Raw genomic sequence first — 22223 nt, forward strand, 5'->3', positions numbered from 1 at the left:
GTTGACGTCCTGGCTAGGCTGCGCGGGTGGGTATCGACCTGGTTCTGTTGCCGAGTGTGGCCTTCCGGGGGCAGGAGGTCACCGCGCCCCGACTGCGGGGGCTGCTCGCCCTGCTCGCGGGTGAGGTACGGACGGGGTGCAGCACCGAGCGCCTGGTGGCAGGGCTGTGGGCCGACGGTGAACTGCCGGAGCGGCCCGGCAAAGCGGTGCAGGTACTGGTATCCCGGGTACGGGCGCAGGTGGGGGCCGATGTGGTCGTCAGCACCCCCCGGGGCTACCGGCTGGGCCTGCGGGAGGACCAGGTCGACAGTTCCGTACTGCGGGCGCATGCCGCACTCAGTGCCGAGCGGGCCGGGGCCGGGGATCATGCGGGGGCGCTGGCGGCTGCCGAGGCCGGGCTGGCGTTGTGGGAGGGCGCGTCCGACGGGCGGGCCGCGTCGGCGGACGGTCCCGTGGCGGAGCTGCGGGCCGGATGCGCCCTGGTGCGGGATGCCCTGGTGCGGGCGCGGGCACTCGCACTGGCCCGGTCGGGGCGGCATGCGCAGGCGGTGGGGTCGCTGGCGGCGGTGGCCGCAGAGCGTCCGCGGGACGAGGCGGTGCTGGCCGAGTTGCTGCGTGCGGAGGCGGCGACGGTGGGGGCGCCGGCCGCGTTGACGCGGTTCGAGGCGTACCGGCGTGCGCTGCGCGAGGAGTTGGGGACGGGCCCGGGGGCCGCGCTCGGGGCCGTACAGCAGGAGCTGCTGCGCGCTGCGGCGCCGCTGGTCAGGCATGGGGTGGCGCACGAGCCGAATCCGCTGCTGGGGCGGGCCCGGGATGTGGCGGCGGTGTCGGGGCTGTTGCGGGAATCGCGGGTGGTGGGCGTGGTCGGGCCCGGCGGGCTGGGCAAGACGCGTCTCGCGCATGCCGTGGGCCGGGCGGCCGAGCAGCGGGTGGTGTACTTCGTGCCGCTGGCCGGGGTGAGCGCGGACACGGAGGTGGCGGCACAGGTGGCGGCCGTGCTCGGCGCCGTCGAGGGGCGGCACGGCACGGCGGGCGGCCGTGCGCCGGCCGATCCGGTGGCGGAGATTCTCGGTGTGCTCGGCGCGGGTCCTGTGCTGTTGGTGCTGGACAACTGTGAGCAGGTCGCGCGGGGTGCCGCCGCTCTCGTACGGAGGCTGGTCGCGTCGTCGCCGGGGCTGCGGGTCCTGGTCACCGGGCGGGCCTCGCTGGGCCTGACCTCGGAGGTGGTGTACGCGCTGCCGAAGCTCGTCCCCGAGGTGGCGGCCGAGCTGTTCGTGCAGCGGGCGCGGGCGGTGCGGCCGGGCGTGGAGCCGGCGCGTGACGCGGTGGCCGAGGTGTGCCGTCATCTGGACGGACTGCCGCTGGCCGTGGAGTTGGCGGCGGCCCGGGTGCGGGTGTTGTCGGTGCCGGAGATCGCCCGTCGGCTCGGTGACCGGTTCGCGCTGTTGCGGGGCGGGGCGCGGGATGCGCCCGAGCGCCATCGCACGCTGTACGCGGTGGTGGAGTGGAGCTGGAATCTGCTCGCGGAGGAGGCCAGGGCGGCGATGTGGATGCTGTCCGTCTTCCCCGGCGGGTTCTCTGTCGGGACGGCGGAGTGGGTGCTGGGCGGTGCCGCGCTGGATCTGCTGGAGGAATTGGCCGGCCAGTCGTTGCTGACGGTTGTGGACACGCCTGCCGGGGTGCGGTTCCGGATGCTGGAGACGGTACGGGAGTTCAGCGCGGCCCGGCGCGCGGAGGCCGGGCAGGAGGACGAGGCCGTGGTCCGACTCCTGCGCTGGGCAACGAATTTCGGCGTGTCTCAGCACGACGTACTGTTCGGCCCCGAGCCGCTGGCCGGATGGGAGCGGATCCGGGCGGAGCAGGACAATCTCGTGGCGGCGCTGCGGCTGGCCCTGACCCGTTCGGACGGCCCGGCCATCGCCGCGATCACCGCCGTACTGGCAGCCCTGTTCGCCACCGACTCCAATTACCCGCGCCTGGGCGCACTCGCCGCCGACACCGGCCCGCCGCTGTCGCACTACTACCCGGAGCCCGCGTACGTCGAAGTCGCCCGGGCCGCCGCGGTGTTGTGCACCCCGAGCCTGTTCATGGGGTACGGGCCCCATGTCGTACGCCAACTCGTCGTCCTGCGGCGGCTGCCCCCGGCCTCGCCGGACACTCCGCTGCGCGCCGTCGCGGCGGTGCTCGGTGCGGTCCCCGAGATGCTGCCTCCTTCCTACGACGTACTCCTGAAGCTCTGCGGCAGCGACCGGCCGCTGGTCGCCGGCATCGCCGAGTGTGTGGCCACCTATTTCTGGGAGTACGAGCACGACGTCGGTCGCGCACTGGCGTCGGCTCACCGGATGGTCACCGCCCTGGCGCGGGTTGACACCCCGTCCGTGCAGGTCATGGCCTATTCACGGTTGAGCGAGCTGTGCTTGAGGTCGGGCGAGGGGGACACCGCGTACCGCGCTCTGAGAGCTGCTCTCGATGCGCTGCCCCGGCTCGGTGACGCGGACGACTACATCGGGATCCGGTGGGGTCTCGCCCTTGCGTGCCTGCAACGCGCGGAGCCGGACGAGGCCGAGTACTGGCAGCGGCAGGCGGAGGGTGCGGGGGATCCGCAGCGGGACGCCTTCTACAGCCCTGATCTGGGGGTGCGCGCGGAGATCGCGCTCGCCCGCGGGCTGACGGAGGCGGGTCTCGCTCTGTGGCGCGGTGCGGTGGCGCGGCTGCCGGAGGCGGCGGCGGCGCGCGTCGACGACTTCTGGCTGGACCCTTGGGCGCTGGAGATCCAGTCGGCGGCGGTCACCGCGCACGCGTACGCCGGTCGTTCCGATCTCGTCGAGGAGCTGATCGGCCTGTTGCGTCAGCGGCAGCGCAGGTTGCTCGACGGTCCGCCCGGCACTCCGCTGGAACTGCCGGCCTGCGGGACGGTGCTGCTCGCGCTCGGGGTGGCGGGGCTCGTGGCCGGCGACACCGGTGCGGTACGGGAGGTGGCGCTGGCCGGTCGGACGGGGGTGCTGGGCGAGTTCCGGCCGACGATGTCGGTCGAACGCGCCCGCCGGGCCGCCGAGGAGGCAGCCGGGGCGGCGTACCGCGAGGCGGTGTCGCGGTACGCCGCCCTGGGGCGGGACGAACTGCGCGAGGCGCACCGCGCACTTAGCTCGGATCGCGGTTGAACAGTGCTTTCGACCAGAGGTATCCGAGCACGGTGAGCCCCAGGCACCAGGCCACGGTGAGCCACCCGTTGTTGCCGATCGGGGTGCCGAGCAGCAGTCCGCGCAGGGTTTCGATGGCAGGGGTGAACGGCTGGTACTGGGCGATCGGCTGGAACCAGCCCGGCATCGCGTCGACCGGCACGAAGGCGCTGGAGATGAGCGGGAGGATCATCAGCGGCATCGCGTGGTTGCTCGCCGCCTCCGGGTTCGGGGCAGCGATGCCCAGGCCGACGGCGATCCAGGTGAAGGCCAGGGCGACCATCGCGAGCAGCCCGAACGCGGCGAGCCATTCCACGGCAGTGGCGTCCGTGGACCTGAACCCGATGGTCACGGCGACGGCGCCGACGACCACCACGCTGATCAGCGACTGCAGCACACTACCGACGACGTGCCCGATCAGGATGGACCCTCGGTGGATCGCCATGGTCCGGAACCGGGCGACGATCCCCTCGGACATGTCCATGGCGACGGACACCGCGGATCCCGCCGGGGTGGCGCCGATGGTCATCAGCAGGACGCCGGGGACGAGATAGGCGAGGTACGCGGAGCGGTCCGGCACGCCACCTGCGATGCCCGCGCTCATCACCTCTCCGAAGACGTACACGAAGAGCAGGAGCAGGACGATCGGGGTCAGCAGGATGTTCAGGGTGAGCGACGGGTAGCGCCGTGCGTGCAGGAGATTGCGGCGCAGCATGGTGGCGGAGTCCCGTGCGGTCAGGGGCAGAGCGCTCATCGGGCGGCCTCCTTGGTGCGGCTGGTGCGATGCGTGCGGGTGGTGGGGTCGGCGTCGCTGGTCAGAGCGAAGAAGACGTCGTCGAGGTCGGGTGTGTGGACGGTCAGTTCGTCCGCTTCGACTCCGGCCGAGTCCAACTGGTCGAGGAGGCGGCGCAGGGAGCGCTGGGTTCCGTCGTTGGGGATCTGGAGGGACAGCGCGTCGTCGTCGGTGGTGGCCTCGCGCAGGGCGAGTGACGCGTTCCGGTACGTCGCCGGATCGGTGAATCCGAGTCGTACATGGCCGCCCGGGATCAGCCGCTTCAGCTCCTCGGCGCTCCCCTCGGCGGCGATTTTGCCGTCGCTCAACACGGCGATGCGGTCGGCGAGTTGGTCCGCCTCTTCCAGGTACTGGGTGGTGAGCAGGACGGTGACGCCGGTGGAGACCAGTTCACGGATGATCTGCCAGGTGCGGTGACGGCTGCGCGGGTCGAGGCCGGTGGTCGGCTCGTCGAGGAAGAGGATCCGCGGGCTGCCGATGAGGGTCATGGCGATGTCGAGGCGGCGTTTCATACCTCCGGAGTAGGTCGCGGCGGGTTTGTGCGCGGCCTCGGTCAGGTCGAAGCGCGCCAGCAGTTCGGCGGTGGTACGGCGGCCCTCGCGGCGAGGCAGGTGGTGCAGGTCCGCCATGAGAAGCATGTTCTCCTCGCCGGTGATCAGGCCGTCGACGGCGGAGAACTGCCCGGTGACGCCGATCGCGGCCCGCACGGCCTGCGGGTCGGCGGCCGGGTCGTGGCCGCCGACGGACAGCTCACCGGCATCGGCGGTGACGAGCGTGGAGAGGATCTTGACGATGGTGGTCTTGCCGGCGCCGTTCGGGCCCAGCAGCGCGAAGACGGTGCCGGCCGGGACCCTCAGGTCGATGCCGTCGAGGACCGTTCTGTCGCCGTAGGACTTGTGGAGTGCGGTGGCCTCGATGGCCGGGGCGGGTGGTGGGGAGTTCGTCATGGCCAGGAGGGTGCGGCAGGGCGCTTTCACGGTGGTTTCAGGAGGGTTTCAGGGCGCGCTCCACGGCCGTCGCCGGGCCGCTCCCCGGTGGAAATCCCCTCGGAAGTACGGACGGGATCTGCCAGGCTCTGGGGGCCGCGCCGGGGTTGAGACACAGGACCCGCGGGGCGGCGTTGTCCGGCCGTACAGGGATCGAATTTCAGGAGAAGCTCTTGGCCACGGAGTCCGAGACCGATGTACGCCCCGCGAGTGACACCGCACTCGCCCGCGAGCTGGTCGACTCGCAGTTTCCCGAGTGGGCCGGGCTGCCGCTGGAGCGTGTCGAGCCGGGTGGTTCGGATCATGTGATCCATCGGCTCGGTACGGAGCTGGCGGTACGCCTCCCGCGCCACACGGGCCCCCTTGGCCATCTCGCCAAGGAGTTCGCCTGGCTGCCTCGGCTCGCTCCCCATCTGTCGCTCGCCGTTCCCGTTCCGGTGGCGCAGGGGCGGCCGGACTTCGGCTATCCGTGGCCGTGGTCGGTCTTCCGGTGGATGGACGGCGAGGTCGCCACGGTGGACGCCCTCGGCGACTCTCCCGACGCGGCCCGTGAACTCGCCGGATTTCTCGGTGAGTTGTGGGGTTTCGGGGAGGTGTGCAGGCCGGATCCGGGGGCCGCTGCGGCGCTGGCTCCGGAGCCGCTGGCCTCGCGGGACCGGTCGACGCGGGCCGACATCGAGAAGGTCGCGGAGGTGTTCGACGCCGACGCGATGACGGCGGTGTGGGACACGGCCCTCGCCGCCGCGCCGTGGAGCCGTCCGCCCGTGTGGTTCCACGGAGACTTCCACACCGGGAATCTGCTGACCGTCGGCGGGCGGCTCAGTGCGGTGATCGACTTCGGGGGTCTGGGATTCGGTGACCCCGCGAGCGACCTGATGATGGCCTTCACCCTGCTGAACTCACCCGGCCGGTCCGTCTTCCGCACGAACCTGGACGTGGACGACGCGACCTGGGCGCGAGGGCGCGGGTGGGCCCTGACCTGCGGCCTGAACGCCTACACCACCTACGCGGCCGGGTCACCCCGGATCGCCGCCGCGACGGCTCGCCAGATCACGGCGACCCTCACCGACCTGGAGAAGGCCGGAGAGGGACGGGCAGGGGGCGGGGTCTGAGCCGGTCGGCCTCCGGGCGGGGCACCGCTACCCGCCCTGCATGATCTGGATCAGGTTTCCGCAGGTGTCGTCCAGCACCGCCGTGGTGACCGGGCCCATCTTCAGCGGTTCCTGGGTGAACCGCACACCCAGCCCTCGCAGGCGCTCGAATTCTGCTGCGACGTCGTCCACCGCGAAGGAAGCAGCCGGAATACCGTCCTCCACCAGGGCCGTCGTGTAGGGCTTGACCGCCGGGTGGCCGGAGGGCTCCAGCAGCAGTTCGGTCCCCTCGGGGTTCTCGGGCGAGACCACGGTCAGCCAGCGGGCCTCCTCCCCCATCGCCACGTCATGCTTCACCACAAAGCCCAGCACCTCGGTGTAGAAGCGCATGGCCTTGGCCTGGTCGTCGACGAAAACGCTGGTCAGATGGATCCTCATGGGGTGCGCTCCGAGGTGTCGGGCCTGAGCCACCGGGTCACGATGTGCTCAAGGGGTTCGGTGTTCAGATCGTGGAACTTGTAGCGGCCCTCGCGCCGGGTGAGCACCAGACCGGCTGATTCCAGTACGGCGAGATGCTGGCTGACCGCCTGGCGGCTCAGCCCCAGAGAGTGCTTGGTCACCAGCCGTGCGCAGATCTCGAAGAGGGTCTGGCCGCTGCGTTCCACCAGTTCGTCGAGGATGCGCCGACGGGTGGGGTCGGCCAGCGCCTTGAATATGTCGTCCGCCACGCCTCCCACCATAGGCAAGTAATTACTTACCTATCAACTCGAACTCCAGTCGCAGGAGCGCACCGAACTCGGCGGGGTGCGTGGTCAGCCCGGTGTGGCCGCCGGGGAGGTTCCGGAGCCGCGCGCCGGTGCGGGCGGCCAGGGCGGCGGTCGCACGGTGGGGCAGTTCGCCCTCCGAGTCGCGGCCACTGGCGATCACCAGGTGTTCGGGCAGCGCCTTGAGGCGGTCGACATCCGGGACGTAGGCCATGAAGCGGGGCACGATGCGCTCGATGAAGTACGGCAGGTTGGCCATCGTCCGTGCGGCGCGTGCCGCTGCCTGGGGCGGGAGGGTGAGGCGCTCGGTCCGTGCGGCGGTGGGGGCGCCCGGCTTCCTCAGCCCGTCGGCGAATGCGCTCATCGCGGGCATCAGGCCCTCGGTGCGGAGCGTCTCCACGACGTGCGCGAGGAGGGCCCGGCTGGTGGCAGCGTCCGGGAGGAGTTCGACCACCGGTGGCTCGTGCACCACTACGCGGGTGAGGCGTTCGGGGTGGGCGGTGAGCAGGTGGAGGGCGACGATAGCGCCCGAGCTGGCGCCGAACAGCCTGGCGGGTTCGTCCGGCGAGAGGAGATCCAGCAGGCGGAGGGCGTCATCGGCGTGTTCGGCCACCTGCTGCCCGGCGGAGGGATCGGCCAACGGGCTGCGTGACATGCCCCGGGGGTCGTAGGTGGCGACGGTGTACGTGGTGGCCAGGTCGTCGGCGACGCCGTCGAAGGTGGCCGCGTCGCCCGCCCCGCCGGGGATCAGCAGGAGGAGCGGGCCCCGGCCGCGCACTTCGTAGTGCAGGGTCGCGCCGGGCACGCGCAGGGTCCCGGTCGCCGGGGCGGTGATCGGGGTCATGAGGGGAGTCCTTGCGGCGGGGTGGTGGGAACTCCCGGATCGCAGGGGGTTCGCGGATCGGCGGGAGTTCTCGGAGTGGCGGGCCAGTTCTCCAGGGCGAGGTGCAGGGCGTCGAGTGCGCGCAGCCAGGATTGCTCCGGCGAACGCTCGTGCGCGAAGCCGCCCGTGGCCTCCAGTGCGACGAAGCCGTGGAAGGTGCTGCGCAGCAGTCGGACCGCATCGGTCAGGTCGGGCTCGGCCAGGCCGTAGCCACGCAGCATCCCGTACGTCAGAAGTCCGGCGCGCCGCGGTCCGGGGGCCTGCGCGGCCAGCTCGGGGTCGATCCGGATGCGGGTCTGGGTCGCCGTGTAGCGGCCGGGGTACTCATGGGCGTACTCCCGCCAGGCGTTCGCGAAGGCGACCAGCGCGTCCTGGCCCGCTCGCCCGGCGACCGCCTCTGCGATACGGAGGGTTTTCTCGTCCGCGGCGAGCAGTGCGATCCGGCCGCGCAGGTCCTCCAGATTGCGTACATGGGCGTAGAGGCTCGCGTCCTTCACGCCCAGCCGCCGCGCGACCTGCGCCATGGTGACCCGGTCGAGCCCGACCTCGTCCGCCAGCTCGGCGCCCGCGAGCGTCACTCGTTCCACTGTCAGTCCGGCCCTTGCCATATGCCCTCCCCGAAGTCTTGCCTAGGCCCCCTAGTTTTAACCTAGGGGCCCTAGGTTCGCAAGAGGGGAGTTCTGGGCTCGCGCCGGACCGGGGTTCACCCGCAAGCACTCAGGACCGGCGGGGAATGTAGGCCAGTCCGTGAGCCCCGGGTTCGGCGAGTTTGGGGATGTTCAGGGAGGCCAGGGTGCGGTGGGTTTCCAGGTCGATGATGTCGACGGTGGAGGAGACGACGCAGGCCACGTAGGCGAGGCGGCCGTCGGGCGAGGAGTCGAGGGTCAACGGGAAGCGGTTCACGGGGAGTTGGCCAAGCCGCGTGCGGGTGTCGGCGTCGAAGACCGTGAGTTGCCCCGGGGCGTGGTGGCCGAGCGGGTCGGCCGGATCGACGGCCATACGGGCTTCACCGGCGAGGAGCTTTCCGGTCGAGGTCAGGTGGACCGGCACGACGACGTTCTCCGTGCCCAGGGTGTCGACCACGGTTGCCGTACGGGTGTCGATGACCCGGACGCCGGTGGCCGGCGCTTCCGGGCCGGCGGCGAATCCGGCGTACGGCGCGGCGACGTAGACGTACGCGCCGTCGGCGGCGACGGCCAGCCCCTCGCTTCCCGGGACCTCGATCTTCGCGGCGAGGGTGCCGCGGTCGAGGTCGACGACGGAGACGAACGGGGCCTCCTTGTTGGTGGCGTAGCCCCTGCCGCCCGTCGGGTCTATGGCGAACCAGTGCGGCCCGGGCGCGTCCGTGTCGATGCGACCCAGCGGCTTGCGGGTTTTCGTGTCGAGTGCGACGACCCCGCCGGGACGGTCGGCGGAACCCTCCACGCTGACGTACAGGCGACCGCGCCCCACGTCCAGGGCCAGCCCGTGCGGCCCGTGTTCCGGGGCGAGGTCGACGACCTCCACGATGCGGTGGGTATCGGGGTCGATGGCGGTCAGCACGGTGTGCCGGCCGGAGTGCGCGTGGTAGTAGCCCGAGTGGTACGCCGTGGTGCACCAGAGCAGTCGTTCGCTCGCATCGAAGCACAACTCGTGCGGCTCGGCGGTGAGTCGGAGCGTGGAGAGGTGCCGGTCCGTGGCGGCGTCGAAGAAGGAGACGCTCGGGCCGCTCTGGCTGACCACGGCCAGTACGTCGCCGTGTCGGCCCGCACGGGGGGATGACTGCATCGGGGGCTCCCATGGAGTGGAGAGGGGTGGGTGGGTCGGTGTCCGTGTGGACTCCTTCACTGTCCGCACTCCTTCACTGTCCGCAGGGGCAGCCGGCCGGGCAATGCAAAGATGGGCATCTATTCATTGCCCAAGACGCAATAACGCTGCTCAGGAAGGCATTTGGTGGATCTCAATCTGCTTCGGGTCCTGGATGCCCTGCTCCAGGAGAGCAGTGTGACGCGCGCCGCGGAGCGGCTCGGTACGTCACCCGCCGCGGTCAGCCGGGCGCTGGCGCGGCTGCGGCGCACGGTGGGTGATCCGCTGCTGGTCCGTGCGGGGCAGGAGCTGGTACCGACCCCGCGGGCGTTGGAACTGCGGGGGGAGGTAAGCGCACTGATTCGCGGTTGCGAAGACATACTGCGGCCCGGGGCCGGCTTCGATCCGGTGCATCTTCGCCGGACGTTCACCGTGCAGGCCACGGATCTGCTGCTGGTGGGACTGGCGGGGAAACTGACCGACCGGATCCGCGCGGAGGCTCCGCAGGTGGATGTCGTGTTCCTGCCGGAGTCGGCCGAGGGTGGCCCCGGGCTGCGACAGGGCGGGGTGGACGTCGAGCTGGGGGTGCTCGGACAGCTGGATCCGGAGATCCGCAGCCGCCGGCTCACTTCGGCGACGGTGGTCGCTGTCGCCCGCAGCGGACACCCGCTGTTCGAGGGACGGATCGACGCCCGGCGCTTCGCCGCGGCCGACCACATCGGGATCTCCCGGCACGGCAAGCGCCTGGGCCCCATCGACAGCGCGCTCGCGGAGCGGGGGCTGAAGCGCCGGATCGCGGCGGTGGTGCCCAGCCACACGGGCGCGATGATGCTCGCCAGGGAGACCGATCTGGTGTCGCTCACCCTGGACGGCTGGCTACCCGGCACCACCGCCGCGCTGGGGCTGCGCACCTTTCCCATCCCACTGGGGCTGCCACCGATGGACCTCGGAATGGCCTGGCATCCGCGGACGGCGGCCGATCCGGGGCACCGCTGGTTCCGGGACCACCTGGCGGCTTCGGTCGTGGTGGCGTAGGGGCTGTCGGGGCGCCGGAGGAATTGCCGGGGCACGGTGGGGCTGTTTGCCGGGCCCGGGAGACGGGGTCGTGCCGGGGGCGTTCACCGGGGGGCGTGGAGACGGGGTCGTGCCGGGGGCGTTCGCCGGGGGCGTGGAGACGGGATTCGGAAGGATCCCGTTCCCTTTCGGGGCGTGGGGAATTCCACTGGTCAGTGTGGTTTTGTGCGGTACCGGCTGCGATACGTTCGGGGGATGCGCTCCTTCACATCTCCCTGGCTCCGGCACGCCGTGGCGGGTCTCTCGGTCACCGCGGTCACGACCTTCGCGGGGGTCTCCCCCGCCGCGGCGGGCGGTCACCGGGCGACGGACACGTCTGCCGTGGAGAAGCGGCAGGAGGCGGCTGCGCCCGGCTCGAAGGCGGCGAGGACACCTCCGGCGCGGATGTCCTCGGTGGGCGGCGAGCGACTGGGCAGGCCGGGTCCTCAAGTCGGTTCGGGCGCGCCGGAGTTGCCGCGGGGGCTCACAGCACTTTCGTGGATCGTTTCCGACGCCGGCTCCGGGCAGGTCCTCGCGGCGTCGAACGCACACTGGCGGCTCCCTCCGGCGAGCACCCTCAAGATGCTGTTCGCGGACACCGTGCTGCCGTCCGTCGCGCACGGCACCAGCCACCGGGTCACCCCCGGCGAACTGGAGGGGATGGGTTCCGGCAGCAGTGCGGTCGGCATTGTGCCGGGGCAGAGCTACGGGGTCGCCGACCTTTGGCGCGGGGTGTTCCTGAGGTCGGGGAACGACGCCGTGCACGTACTGGCCGCGCTGCACGGCGGCGTACCGAAGACCGTCGCGGACATGCAGAAGCGGGCCGACGAACTGGGCGCGAAGGACACACATGTCCTCAGCCCCGACGGCTACGACGCTCCGGGACAGGTCTCCTCGGCGTACGACCTCTCGCTGTTCCTCCGGGCGGGGCTGAAGAACCCGGACTTCAAGGAGTACTGCTCCACGGCGCAGGCCGAGTTCCCCGGCGGGCCCAGCACCAAGGGCAAGCCGTTTGCGATCGCCAACACCAATCGGATGCTGTCGGGTATCGACGGTGTCGCCAAGTACCCGGGTCTGATCGGCGGAAAGAACGGCTACACCACCCATGCGGGCAACACCCTCGCCGAGGCGGCCCACCGTGACGGGCGCACTCTCCTGGTCACGGTGATGAACCCGCAGGCGGAAAAGCACGACGAGGTCTACAACGAGATGCGCCGCCTGCTGGACTGGGGCTTCTCGGCCGCGGGCCGGGCGCAGCCGGTGGGCAGTCTCGACCCGATGGTCGCGCCGCCCGTCGCCGCCGCCGCCCCGCCCGCGTCCTCTGCCACGGCGGTCGGCGGCGCCGCGTCGGAGCCGCTCGGCGCGCTCGGATGGGCGGGGATCGGAGGGGCGGTGGCGGTGGCCGCGGGTGCGGTCGTGGTGGTCGTCTCGCAACGCGGGAGTGGGCACGAGCGGGGTCGTTCGACGGGCTGAGAGCCGCCCGCCCCCAGGCCCGGCCGCTCCCCCGAACGCCCCTCCCCGACACCTTGTTGATGGACCGTCCAAGTCGCTGCGGATGCCCTGTGACCAGCGGCTCGAAGTCCATTGTCAGTGGTCGCGGCTAAGTTGATTCACGTCCCGCCGGAGAAGGCGTGGACGTGGTTCCTGCTGCTTGGGGGATGGTGTGTTGACGGAGTGGGAGAGGTCCAGCACGGCGCGGGTGATAGCGCCCGCGAGGCCGCGCAAGCTCGCCAAGGTTCCGTTCGTGGAGCTGGCCGACGGACGGTTGCAGGGGGTGGTGTCCAGCGGCTCCGACATCGCGCGGGTGTACGTCTCGTCGGTCGTGGCCGGTACGTACGCGTTCGCGTGCAGCACCAACAACAACCGGCCCTGCGGGGGCGCCCGGGGGTCGTACTGCAATCACATCCGGGCGTTGATCAACGAGGCGGTGCTCCAGTACGGGGCCGGGCGGGTGGGCCGGTACCTGCGGGTGGAGACCGTTGGGGAGGACGAGCCGAGTGCGGGCGGGATCACCTACGCGATGAGCAGTGCCCGGCCGTCGCAGGGGGACGCCACGGCCGCGGCGCCGGTGTTCAGCCGGTTCCTGCGTCACCTGGGGTACCTCGAACTGGCGCCGGTCACCGTGCCGTTGCCGGAGATGCACTGGTTTCCGCCGACCAGGGCGGTGGCGTGATGCGGGCCGATCTGCTCGGGGAGAGCATCGAGGGACTGGACGAGGCCCTGGCCGCCGTCGATGCCTTCGACGGGTCGCTGGTCAGCGGCCTGCTGCGGCCGCCGGCCGAAGTGGCCGTGCGGCTGGCGGAGTTCGCGGGTGCTGTGGCCGGGTCGCCGTTGGCCGCCCGGACCGCGGAGGCCGCGGAGAAGGCGGCGGCCGGGTCGGCGGGCGAGGACCACTTGGTGGCGCTGGCCGCCGCTCGTACGGCGCTGCTGGGTTCCGTGCACGATGCGCTGACGGAGCGGGTCGCGGAGGTGACCGGGCGGCCCTCACTCGATGCGGTCCGTTCCCCGGCCGGAGCGCAGCAGTCGGTGAACCTGCTGGTCGCGGCCCGTTCCTGGCTGTGCGACCTGGCGCGTGCCGGGTGGCGGGGTATCGACCACGAGCTGGTCTCGGGGGCCGCGCCCGTGGTCTCGGCGATGCTCGGGGACCCGGCGCTGCGCCGGCTGGCGACGGTCCTGGACGGTTTCGCCTTCGAACTGGCCGCGTCCTGCCCCGGGGCCACTCTGGAACGAGTGCCGGTGCGCCGGTGGGCCGATCTGTGGTCGCGGGCTCTGCTGTTGACGCTGCCCGGTGCGGCGGATGCCGCGCCGACCGGTGCGTTCACGGGGCGGCTGCTGCCGCTGGGCGTCGATGTGCAGGAGCATGCGGGGGCCGTGCAGGCCCAGGTGCACGCGGTGTTCGAACCCGCGGACGGTGCGGCGGCCCGAGTGGTGCGGGCGACGGTGTCGGTGCCGAAGCCGGACACGGTGGTCGGAGCCGGGCTGTGGCAGTTGCTGCGCCCGCACATGTCGCTGCTCGCGGCCGTCGGTGAGGGTCGCGCAATGGAGCTCTCGGAGATGCCCGTCACCGCCGAGGGGGATCTGCTCTGGCAGGAGGAGCGTGCACGGTCGGGGGACAGCGCGGATGCGTTCGCCACCGCTCGGGTCGCCCTGCCGACCGCTGCCGACTCGGTGACAGCGCCCCTGGACCGGCATCCTGTGCGGATCGCCGTACCGGTGTTCCTGGAGGGGTACGGGGTGGTGAAGGACGACGACGGGACGACGTTCACCGTCGCCGGGCAGGCCCTGGCCGTCGATACGGACCGGATTCCCGCCGCCTCGCCGTTGACTCCGCAGGCGGTCACGGGGTCCGGTGCGTGCATCGGGCTGCTGCGCTGGGACGCCGGGACGTACCGCCTCCAGCCTCTCGCCGTCGAGGCGACCGTACGGAGGAAGGCGGTGACCCTCCACGCCGGGGGTTGGGCCGGGGGTACGGCCGACAAGGCCGGGGTGAAGGCGGAGAAGGCGGCCACCGATGCGGTGGCGGCGCTGCGGGAGCGGGCGGGGAGGTTGTTGCGGAAATGACGACCGGACAAGCCGGAGAGACCGAGCAGACCGAGCAGACCGACCGCATCGAAGAGACCGACCCGACCGGCTTGACCGGTCGGCCCGACCTGACCGACCGGCCGGAGTCCGTCGCACTCGACTCCGTCGCGCACGGCAATCGGCGGCAGGCGCTGTACTGGCGGCTGCTGGCCCGGCTCTTCGAGCCCGAGGAGCAGGCCGCGTTGGAGTCGGCGAGTCTGGCCGTGGTCGAGGACATCGGGCTGCCCGCCGCGCTGCTCGACCCGCAGGCCTCCGTCGACTCGATCGTGCAGCGGCATCCGGAGCTGGCCGCCGAGTTCGACGGCCTCATGGCACCGGAGCCGGCCGAGGACGGCGGGAGCACGGTCGCACGTGACCGGGCCGCCGAGGTGCGACGCGCGGCGCTGGTGTCGAAGGTGCTGCTCAATGTGTTCGCCGCAACCCCCGGCACGGTCAGCGCGGGACAGCTGGCGTGCTGGCAGTCCGATGCGGGCTGGCTGGAGCGGGCGCTCGGCTGCAAGCCGGGAGACCTGCGCGGCGGCAGGGGCGCGGGGGGCGGTGGGGGTGTAAGCCCGACGGGTTCCGGCGGCTCGCACGCCGTGCCCGACCTCAGTCGGCTGATTCCGTCGATCGGCCCCGAACTGGGCAATATCGAAGCCGAGTTGGTGAAGCGTATGCGGCTTCGCGAGGTGCTGGCGGACCCCGCGCTCGCCGCGCGGCTGACGCCGAGCATGTCGCTGATCGAGCAGCTGCTGCGGGACAAGAACAACCTCTCCGGGGTCGCCCTGGCCAATGCCAAGGATCTGATCCGGCGCTTCGTGGACGAGGTCGCCCAGGTGCTGCGCACCCAGGTCGAGAAGTCCACGGTCGGCGCCCTGGACCGGTCCGTGCCGCCCAAGCGGGTGTTCCGCAACCTCGACCTCGACCGCACCATCTGGAAGAACCTCACCAACTGGAGCCCGGAGGAGGAGCGGTTGTACGTCGACCGCCTCTACTACCGGCACACGGCGCGCAAGACGACACCGCAGCGGCTGATCGTGGTCGTGGACCAGTCGGGGTCGATGGTCGACTCGATGGTCAACTGCACCATCCTGGCGTCGATCTTCGCCGGGCTGCCCAAGGTGGACGTCCATCTGATCGCGTACGACACCCAGGCGCTGGACCTCACCCCTTGGGTGCACGACCCCTTCGAGACGCTGCTGCGTACCCAGCTCGGCGGCGGCACCGACGGCACGGTGGCGATGGCACTGGCCCAGCCGAAGATCGCGGAACCCCGCAACACGGTCGTGGTGTGGATCTCCGACTTCTACGAATGGCGGACCGAGCCGCTCTTCGAGAGCATGGCGGCCATTCACCGCTCGGGGGCCAGGTTCATTCCGGTCGGCTCGGTGACCAGCTCCGGCCGGGGCAGTGTGAACCCGTGGTTCCGGGAGCGCTTCAAGGACCTGGGCACACCGGTCCTCTCCGGTCACATACGCAAGCTCGTCCACGAGCTGAAGACGTTCCTCACCGCCTAGTGCGCAGCTGACCGGGACCTTCACCGCTCAACACCTGGCTCGTTCCCCCGCTCGGGCGTCACCGCCCGCGGCGCGGTCCGTCATGACCTCGTCCAAGAAAGGCTTCACATGTCCGACCTGTTGCGTGCCCCCGCCGAGACCAAGTACGCCGAGGAGCTGGACTGGCTGGAGTCGGTCGACGACGGCCCCAAGCCGTTCTCCTGGCGGCTGTCGCCGAAGATGGTCCGCCTGTTCATCCTGGGGTCCGAACGCTCGGACGGCCTGGACCGGGAGATTTCGCAGAAGTGGTACGGCGACCGCAGCTTCGTCGAGCGGTCCATCGTCACGCTGGCCTCGGACCGGGGGCTGCTGCTGATAGGTGATCCCGGCACCGGGAAGAGCTGGCTGGCGGAGCTGCTGGCCGCCGCGATCAGCCGTAACTCCACACTGGTCGTGCAGGGCACGGCCGGCACTACCGAGGACCACATCAAGTACTCCTGGAACGTCTCGATGGTGATCGCCAAGGGGCAGTCACGGGAGTCGATGATCCCGTCGCCGATCATGACGGCGATGGAGACCGGCGCGATCGGCCGGATCGAGGAACTGACCCGTTCCACCAGCGACGTCCAGGACGCGCTGATCTCGATCCTGTCCGAGAAGTACATCTCGGTGCCGGAGCTGGACAGTGACAACATCGTCTTCGCCAAGCCCGGCTTCTCGGTGATCGCCACAGCGAACAGCCGGGACCGGGGTGTCAACGACCTCTCCTCGGCCCTCAAGCGCCGCTTCAACTTCGTGCGGATCCCGGTGGTGACCAACCGGCGGAGCGAGGCGGAGATCGTCCGGTTCCGCACCGAGGAGCTGCTGAACCGGCACCAGTTGGAACTGGAGGTGCCGCCGAACCTGCTGGATGTGCTCCTCCAGAGCTTCGCCGATCTGCGGGCTTCCGCGGCAGCCGCGGGCAGCGACGACGAGAAGCTGGAGTCGGCGCTGTCCAGTGCCGAGCAGATCGGCGTACTGGAGGACGCGATCCTGCACAGCAACTTCTTCGGGGAACAGGCGCTCACGGCCCGCACGCTGGCGTCCTCGCTGGTCGGTTCGCTGGCCCGGCGCGAGCCGGAGGACCTCGCCATTCTCAACAAGTATCTGCACGGGGTGGTGGAGCCGCGCAGCAAGGAGGAGGGCGGGCACTGGCCGGAGTTCCTCGAAGGCGGCCGCGAGGCGATTGCGACCCTGTCATGAGCAGCCCTGTCAGCCCGGTCAGCTCCGTCAGTCCGGTCGGGCCCTCGGAGGGCACCTTCACCGGTTTGCGTGCGCAGTTGCAGGAGGCGGCCGAGACCTTCGCCGGTGGACCGGACACCCTGGAGGGCATTCTCCTGGGCATGGTCGACGACGTGGACCGCGCGGCGGCCGAACCGTTGGAGATCTTCCCGGTCTGCCACCACTCCCCCGCCTCGGCGCTGGCGATGGCCCGCAGACTGCGGGAGAAACAGCCGAAGGTGGTGTACCTGGAGCTGTGCGAGGACATGGCTCCGCTCCTCACCGAACTGCGCAACTGCCGGTTGCCGGTGGCCGTCCAGGCATTCGCGAGCGAGATCGACGGCTTCCCGCCCGAGTGGGCGCCGCTGTCGGTGGTCGCGCCGATCACCGAGGCCTCGGCGGAGTACCAGGCGATCTCGTACGCCCTGGAGACGCCGGGGGTGGAGCTGGTCCTGGTCGACCGTTCCTCGGACCACGTCTTCCAGTGGGACGTACGGGAGGAACGCGCGGCCGGGGCCGGCGATCCGGACACGCCTGATCAGGACGCGCCTGCGCGCGAGGAGGAGGCGGCGCTGCACGGGGATGCGGTCGGCGTGAAGATCGGTGATCTGCGGCCGCGCTTCGCCGAGCTGGAGGAGCATCTGCTGCGGCACGGCAAGGTTCGGCACTGGTCGGAGTGGTGGCATCAGTATGTGGAGCTGCCGCTCGGCGACGCGGACCACGACACCTACCGCCAGGTGATGTTCCTGATCGGCAGCCTCTTCCGGCGGCTGGCGCCCGGCGACGAGCGGCGGATCGGTGTCGACGAGAACCGCGAGCGCTACATGTGGACGCGGATGCGTGCGCATCTGGCGGCCACCGGCACCGATCCCGAGGACTGTCTCTACGTCTGCGGCGCCTTTCACGCGGCCAGCAGGGTCGCGGAGTTCGGGGTGGCCGGCAGCGACACCTTCGAGATCAGCGAGCGCTCTGCGACCAAGTGGCAGCACGGTCTGATCCCGTCCAGCCATGCGGCGATCGAGGCACAGTTCGGCCTCGCCGCCGGGGCGGTGTCGATCGCGGCGACCCTGTGGGCGAAGAACCTCAAGCGGACGCGGGTGGAGCCCTTCCGGCTGGCGGGGCAGGCGGGCGCGCGGAAGGCGAAGCCCAGGAAGAAGACATCCACGCCCGCACCGGCGCTCACCACTGCGCCCCCGTCTGCCGGGGACAGGCTCACCGGATTCCTCCAACAGCCGCCCGTACTCGACCAGCTGGACGAGGCTGAGCTGCTCGGCTGGTCGGTGGAGATCGTGCGGGCCGCCCGGCGCAACGGCTATCCGGCATCCACCGCCGACGCCATCGCCGTGTTCGAGACGTCGATCCTGCTGGCCGGGATGCGGGAGCGGGCGAAGCCGACGCCGTACGACTTCCAGGACGCGGCCGTCACCTGCATCGAGAAGGACTCGGTGCCCGGCCGGCGCGATGTCGGCCGGCTGGTCGAGATCATGATGGGCGGCGACCGGGTCGGACAGGTCGGCTACGACGCACTGCCGCCGCTGGCTCGCGACGTGCACGACCGGCTCGCCCCGCTGAACCTCAAACTCCAGCAGCGCGGGGTGCAGCGGGCACTTCTCGACATCGCCGGACGGCCCGAACTGGCCCGGTGCTCCGACGTGCTGTGGATGCTGCGCCACCTCATGCCGCCGGGCACCGCCCGCCCGATCATGGGTGAGCGGAAACTCGGCGAGCGGTCGATCCAGGAGTCCTGGGACCTGGCGCTGGGTACGCATCAGCGGGCACTCATCGAGCTCGGCTACGAAGGCGTCAGCATCGAGCAGGTGCTCGAACAGCGACTGCGCCGCACCGCCTACGACTCGAAGGCCACCGCGGCGGTCGTTCTGGAGGCCGTGGAGGACGCCACCCTGTATCTGCGCAGCCGGCGTCTCGCCGATGAGCTGGGCGTACGCGCGCTGGAGGTGCTCGCCGCCGAGCGCAGTGTGGACGGGGCGCCGGAGGTGTTGCGCCGGGTGCGGCGACTGCTGGCCTACTACCGGACGAGTGAGCCGGTGCTGCCGCCGTGGATCGAGGCGTTCACCAAGGCGGGGTACGCGCACTACTGCACCTTGCTGCCGACGGCGTTCACCGACGACGGCGCCACGGTCCGGCAGGTGGCGGCGATGCTGGGCTTCCTGTTCGGCATGGAGTCGTTGGCGCTGTCGCTGGGGTGCGACCGCACTCAGCTGGAGCTGGCGGTCGCGCAGTCGCATCCTCAGGGGCCGGAGAAGACGGCGCTGCTGTGGGCGGCCCAGTGTCATCTCGGGCGCCTGTCGGCGGACGAACTCCGTTCCAGGTGCGATGAGTTGTTGACCAATCCGCTGGTGGTGCCGGCCTATCCGCGCTACATCAGTGGGTTCGTGCAGGCACTGGAGCCGGTGCCGTCGCTGACCGGGTTCGTGGTGGAGGCGGTGTCGAATGCCTTTGCTCGGCTGCCGGATCCGGTGCTGTTGCCGTGGCTGCCGACGCTGATCACCACCCTGCGGGCGGACCGGGCGGAACCCGCCGGGTTGTTGATTCGGGAGGCGGGGCGGGTGTTTCCGGGGCGGCTGGCGGCGCTGGACGGGTGGGTGCCGGCCTGGCGGGAGCGGGGTGGGGCGGGGTCGGTGCCGACCGTGCGGGCGGAGGGCGGGCGTGGTGTCGCGTTGCTGGCCGCGCATCCTGCGGTGTGTGAGGCAGTGGCGGGATTGTTGGGGTGCGACGGGGGGTGGGAGTCGGAGGACTGCGATCCGGCGGGGGCGGTGCTGGTGGAGAGGTATCCGGGGGCGGCGGAGGCGGTGGGGGTGTTGGTGGCCGGCGTGTAGGGGTGGCCGGGGTGGGCCGGTTCTCCGGAGGGAGCGGGGTGGGCCGGGGCGGGGTGGGTGCGACTCCGTCGGGGGGGGGCCGCAGACCCTCCCCCTCAAGCTCAAGCCGGTCTGCGACCGAGGTGCACCACGTCCGGCACCCCCCTCCCCACCGGAACCTCCTCCGTCCTCACCTCCCCGAACCCCGCCTCCCGCATCGCCCCCTCAAAGGCACTCGACGGCTGCGCGGACCACACCGCGAGGACACCCCCAGGGTTCAACCGCGCACGGCAGGCCGCCAGGCCACCAGGGGTGTAGAGATTGCGATTGTCGTCGGTGACCGTCCAGTCCGGCCCATTGTCGATGTCCAGACACAGCACGTCATAGGTGTCCTGGCTCCCGGGAACCCCGTCCTCGCCAAAGGTGCGACGCCCGCCCCACTCCCGTACCGGCGAACGAAGATGGGCCACCAGGTCCGCCTCCAGGACGCACACCCGGGGATCCGCGAGGGCAGGCCCCGAGATCGCCGCCAACGGCCCCTCCCGGTGCCACCCGATGATCGCCCGCTCCCGCTCCACCACCGTGATCGCCCCCCACCGCTCCTGCCCCGCAGCATGCGCCAATGAGAAACCCACCCCCAGTCCCCCGATCAGCACCGACGGCCGCACCCCACCGGTGCGCACGCCACCAGCCCGCCCGGCACCCCCCAGCGCCTCATAAGCCGCATCGATCAGCAGTCGCTCCGAGCGGCCGTCCGAGGTGTCCATCAGGAAGCAGCCGTTGGCGATGATCTCGTACACCTCTCCGCGTCGGCGCAGAACCACCTCCCCGTGCGGACCCTGCTGGCGGTCGATGTCGACGAGGAGGGCGGGGGCTGACATGCGCATTCCTTTCCGCGGTGTCCGCGGCCGTCCCTGCCGGCCGCTCACCGTGCACTAACGAGACCCCCCGCGCCGAAGTTCCACGGGTTCCGCACGTCCCGGCGACACCGCTTGCATGATCGAAAAGCAGGAGGGTTAGCATATGAGCGCCGCCTAGCTCGAAAGAGAAACCCTGTGACTGTCAACGACGACTCGTTCACCCACTGGAAGAACCGCGAGGAGATCGCGGAGTCGATGATTCCGATCATCGGCAAGCTGCACCGCGAGCGGGACGTGACGATCCTGCTGCACAGCCGTTCGCTGGTGAACAAGTCGGTGGTCAGCATTCTCAAGACCCACCGATTCGCCCGCCAGATAGCCGGCGAGGAGCTCTCGATCATCGAGACGCTCCCCTTCCTCCAGGCGCTCACCACGCTCGACCTCGGGCCCTCGCAGATCGACATCGGCCTGCTGGCCGAGGCGCACCGGTCCGACGACCGTGGTCTCACGGTGGCCGAATTCACCGCCGAGGCCGTGGCCGGTGCCACGGGCGCGAACAAGATCGAGCGCAACGAGTCCCGTGACGTCGTCCTCTATGGCTTCGGCCGGATCGGCCGTCTGCTGGCCCGGCTGCTCATCGAGAAGGCGGGTTCCGGCAACGGTCTGCGGCTGCGTGCCATCGTCGTCCGCAAGGGTGCGGGCCAGGACATCGTGAAGCGCGCGTCGTTGCTGCGCCGTGACTCCATCCACGGCCAGTTCCAGGGCACGATCACCGTCGACGAGGCGACCGACACGATCTACGCCAACGGCAACGCGATCAAGATGATCTACTCCGACGACCCGACCAAGGTCGACTACACCGAGTACGGCATCAAGAACGCCATCCTGATCGACAACACCGGCCGCTGGCGCGACCGCGAGGGCCTCTCCAAGCACCTCCGGCCGGGCATCGACAAGGTCGTACTGACCGCCCCGGGCAAGGGCGACGTTCCGAACATCGTGCACGGCGTCAACCACGACACGATCAAGCCGGACGACCAGATCCTGTCCTGCGCCTCCTGCACCACCAACGCGATCGTGCCGCCGCTCAAGGCAATGGCCGACGAGTTCGGTGTGCTGCGCGGTCACGTGGAGACCGTCCACTCGTTCACCAACGACCAGAACCTGCTGGACAACTACCACAGCTCGGACCGCCGTGGCCGTTCCGCGCCGCTCAACATGGTGATCACCGAGACGGGTGCCGCTTCCGCCGTGGCCAAGGCGCTGCCGGACCTCAAGGCGACCATCACGGGCAGCTCGATCCGCGTTCCGGTCCCGAACGTGTCGATCGCGATCCTCAACCTGCGGCTGGCCCGCGAGACCACCCGCGAGGAGGTTCTCGACTACCTCCGTAACGTGTCGCTGAACTCGCCGCTGAAGCGTCAGATCGACTTCATCAGCGCCCCCGACGCCGTCTCCAGCGACTTCGTCGGCTCCCGTCACGCCTCGATCGTGGACGCGGGCGCTCTGAAGGCCGAGGGCGACGACGCGATCCTCTACCTCTGGTACGACAACGAGTTCGGCTACTCCTGCCAGGTCATCCGGGTCGTCCAGCACGTCTCCGGGGTCGAGTACCCGACCTACCCGGCGCCGGTCGCCTAGCACGGCACGGCACGGCTGAAGAGCCGGTACAGCACAGGACGGCGGGGGTGCAGAC

Annotated in this window: 18 protein-coding genes; 10 read left to right on the top strand and 8 right to left on the bottom strand. The window is 70.8% G+C overall.

Going from position 1 to position 22223, the window contains the following annotated elements; genetic code table 11:
• Window positions 1-26 precede the first annotated feature (26 nt).
• Window positions 27-3161 carry an ATP-binding protein gene (locus ACIA73_RS19705; protein ID WP_399439867.1) on the top strand — a complete coding sequence of 1045 codons (3135 nt, stop codon included), beginning with the start codon at window positions 27-29 and terminating at the stop codon, window positions 3159-3161.
• Here ACIA73_RS19705 and ACIA73_RS19710 read toward each other — a convergent pair.
• Both ACIA73_RS19710 and ACIA73_RS19715 read right to left on the bottom strand, forming a co-directional pair.
• The gene (locus tag ACIA73_RS19710; protein ID WP_399439869.1) at window positions 3142-3933 is read right to left on the bottom strand and encodes an ABC transporter permease; all 792 of its coding nucleotides are present in this window, start codon (window positions 3931-3933) and stop codon (window positions 3142-3144) included. The two genes, ACIA73_RS19705 and ACIA73_RS19710, sit on opposite strands and share 20 nt — an antisense overlap.
• Complete coding sequence (locus ACIA73_RS19715; RefSeq protein ID WP_399439870.1) at window positions 3930-4919, bottom strand: ATP-binding cassette domain-containing protein; 990 nt, start codon at window positions 4917-4919, stop codon at window positions 3930-3932. The genes ACIA73_RS19710 and ACIA73_RS19715 overlap by 4 nt, the downstream gene beginning before the upstream one ends.
• 212 nt (window positions 4920-5131) lie before the next feature.
• On the opposite strand from ACIA73_RS19715, the gene ACIA73_RS19720 reads away from it, so the two are divergent.
• Window positions 5132-6070 carry an aminoglycoside phosphotransferase family protein gene (locus tag ACIA73_RS19720; protein ID WP_399439871.1) on the top strand — a complete coding sequence of 313 codons (939 nt, stop codon included), beginning with the start codon at window positions 5132-5134 and terminating at the stop codon, window positions 6068-6070.
• Between the two features lie 27 nt (window positions 6071-6097).
• On the opposite strand, the gene ACIA73_RS19725 is transcribed toward ACIA73_RS19720, so the two are convergent.
• The 5 genes from ACIA73_RS19725 to ACIA73_RS19745 form a co-directional block, all read right to left on the bottom strand.
• Window positions 6098-6487 (bottom strand): VOC family protein, encoded by a 390-nt coding sequence (locus ACIA73_RS19725; RefSeq protein WP_399439872.1) that lies wholly within the window; start codon window positions 6485-6487, stop codon window positions 6098-6100.
• Window positions 6484-6777, bottom strand: coding sequence for an ArsR/SmtB family transcription factor (locus ACIA73_RS19730; protein ID WP_399439873.1), 294 nt, complete (start codon window positions 6775-6777; stop codon window positions 6484-6486). Before ACIA73_RS19730 ends, ACIA73_RS19725 begins: the two co-directional genes overlap by 4 nt.
• Before the next feature lie 22 nt (window positions 6778-6799).
• A complete protein-coding gene (locus ACIA73_RS19735; protein ID WP_399440119.1) occupies window positions 6800-7648 on the bottom strand; it encodes an alpha/beta fold hydrolase in 849 nt (282 codons plus the stop codon).
• Window positions 7649-7653: 5 nt separating this feature from the next.
• Window positions 7654-8304, bottom strand: a complete 651-nt coding sequence (locus ACIA73_RS19740) for a TetR/AcrR family transcriptional regulator (RefSeq protein ID WP_399439874.1) — start codon at window positions 8302-8304, stop codon at window positions 7654-7656.
• Between the two features lie 109 nt (window positions 8305-8413).
• A complete protein-coding gene (locus ACIA73_RS19745) occupies window positions 8414-9463 on the bottom strand; it encodes a YncE family protein (RefSeq protein ID WP_399439875.1) in 1050 nt (349 codons plus the stop codon).
• Window positions 9464-9628: 165 nt separating this feature from the next.
• Here ACIA73_RS19745 and ACIA73_RS19750 point away from each other — a divergent pair, with 165 nt between their 5' ends.
• The 7 genes from ACIA73_RS19750 (at window position 9629) to ACIA73_RS19780 (ending at window position 19688) form a co-directional block, all read left to right on the top strand.
• Window positions 9629-10516, top strand: coding sequence for a LysR family transcriptional regulator (locus ACIA73_RS19750; RefSeq protein WP_399439876.1), 888 nt, complete (start codon window positions 9629-9631; stop codon window positions 10514-10516).
• 234 nt (window positions 10517-10750) lie between these two features.
• The gene (locus ACIA73_RS19755) at window positions 10751-12007 is read left to right on the top strand and encodes a D-alanyl-D-alanine carboxypeptidase family protein (protein WP_399439877.1); all 1257 of its coding nucleotides are present in this window, start codon (window positions 10751-10753) and stop codon (window positions 12005-12007) included.
• A gap of 193 nt (window positions 12008-12200) precedes the next feature.
• Window positions 12201-12707, top strand: a complete 507-nt coding sequence (locus tag ACIA73_RS19760) for a hypothetical protein (protein WP_399439878.1) — start codon at window positions 12201-12203, stop codon at window positions 12705-12707.
• Window positions 12707-14095, top strand: coding sequence for a hypothetical protein (locus ACIA73_RS19765; RefSeq protein ID WP_399439879.1), 1389 nt, complete (start codon window positions 12707-12709; stop codon window positions 14093-14095). The genes ACIA73_RS19760 and ACIA73_RS19765 overlap by 1 nt, the downstream gene beginning before the upstream one ends.
• The gene (locus ACIA73_RS19770; protein WP_399439881.1) at window positions 14092-15612 is read left to right on the top strand and encodes a VWA domain-containing protein; all 1521 of its coding nucleotides are present in this window, start codon (window positions 14092-14094) and stop codon (window positions 15610-15612) included. The genes ACIA73_RS19765 and ACIA73_RS19770 overlap by 4 nt, the downstream gene beginning before the upstream one ends.
• A 108-nt stretch (window positions 15613-15720) precedes the next feature.
• Window positions 15721-16833 carry an AAA family ATPase gene (locus ACIA73_RS19775; protein WP_399439882.1) on the top strand — a complete coding sequence of 371 codons (1113 nt, stop codon included), beginning with the start codon at window positions 15721-15723 and terminating at the stop codon, window positions 16831-16833.
• Window positions 16830-19688, top strand: coding sequence for a DUF5682 family protein (locus tag ACIA73_RS19780; RefSeq protein ID WP_399439883.1), 2859 nt, complete (start codon window positions 16830-16832; stop codon window positions 19686-19688). The genes ACIA73_RS19775 and ACIA73_RS19780 overlap by 4 nt, the downstream gene beginning before the upstream one ends.
• Before the next feature lie 101 nt (window positions 19689-19789).
• Here the strand turns inward: ACIA73_RS19780 and ACIA73_RS19785 are convergent, their stop codons facing one another.
• Window positions 19790-20548 carry a spermidine synthase gene (locus tag ACIA73_RS19785; RefSeq protein ID WP_399439884.1) on the bottom strand — a complete coding sequence of 253 codons (759 nt, stop codon included), beginning with the start codon at window positions 20546-20548 and terminating at the stop codon, window positions 19790-19792.
• 174 nt (window positions 20549-20722) lie between these two features.
• Here ACIA73_RS19785 and ACIA73_RS19790 point away from each other — a divergent pair, with 174 nt between their 5' ends.
• Window positions 20723-22168, top strand: coding sequence for a glyceraldehyde-3-phosphate dehydrogenase (locus tag ACIA73_RS19790; protein WP_399439885.1), 1446 nt, complete (start codon window positions 20723-20725; stop codon window positions 22166-22168).
• Window positions 22169-22223: the final 55 nt, after the last annotated feature.

The sequence above is a fragment of the Streptomyces sp. NPDC051561 genome (genome assembly GCF_044454195.1).
GTDB lineage: Bacteria > Actinomycetota > Actinomycetes > Streptomycetales > Streptomycetaceae > Streptomyces.

Bases quoted from the DNA above. Each gene is read 5' to 3' on its own strand.
- ACIA73_RS19710 (WP_399439869.1), bottom strand. From the start codon at position 3,933: ATGAGCGCTCTGCCCCTGACCGCACGGGACTCCGCCACCATGCTGCGC.
- ACIA73_RS19715 (WP_399439870.1), bottom strand. From the start codon at position 4,919: ATGACGAACTCCCCACCACCCGCCCCGGCCATCGAGGCCACCGCACTC.
- ACIA73_RS19725 (WP_399439872.1), bottom strand. From the start codon at position 6,487: ATGAGGATCCATCTGACCAGCGTTTTCGTCGACGACCAGGCCAAGGCC.
- ACIA73_RS19740 (WP_399439874.1), bottom strand. From the start codon at position 8,304: ATGGCAAGGGCCGGACTGACAGTGGAACGAGTGACGCTCGCGGGCGCC.
- ACIA73_RS19745 (WP_399439875.1), bottom strand. From the start codon at position 9,463: ATGCAGTCATCCCCCCGTGCGGGCCGACACGGCGACGTACTGGCCGTG.
- ACIA73_RS19755 (WP_399439877.1), top strand. From the start codon at position 10,751: ATGCGCTCCTTCACATCTCCCTGGCTCCGGCACGCCGTGGCGGGTCTC.
- ACIA73_RS19765 (WP_399439879.1), top strand. From the start codon at position 12,707: ATGCGGGCCGATCTGCTCGGGGAGAGCATCGAGGGACTGGACGAGGCC.
- ACIA73_RS19770 (WP_399439881.1), top strand. From the start codon at position 14,092: ATGACGACCGGACAAGCCGGAGAGACCGAGCAGACCGAGCAGACCGAC.
- ACIA73_RS19775 (WP_399439882.1), top strand. From the start codon at position 15,721: ATGTCCGACCTGTTGCGTGCCCCCGCCGAGACCAAGTACGCCGAGGAG.
- ACIA73_RS19780 (WP_399439883.1), top strand. From the start codon at position 16,830: ATGAGCAGCCCTGTCAGCCCGGTCAGCTCCGTCAGTCCGGTCGGGCCC.
- ACIA73_RS19785 (WP_399439884.1), bottom strand. From the start codon at position 20,548: ATGTCAGCCCCCGCCCTCCTCGTCGACATCGACCGCCAGCAGGGTCCG.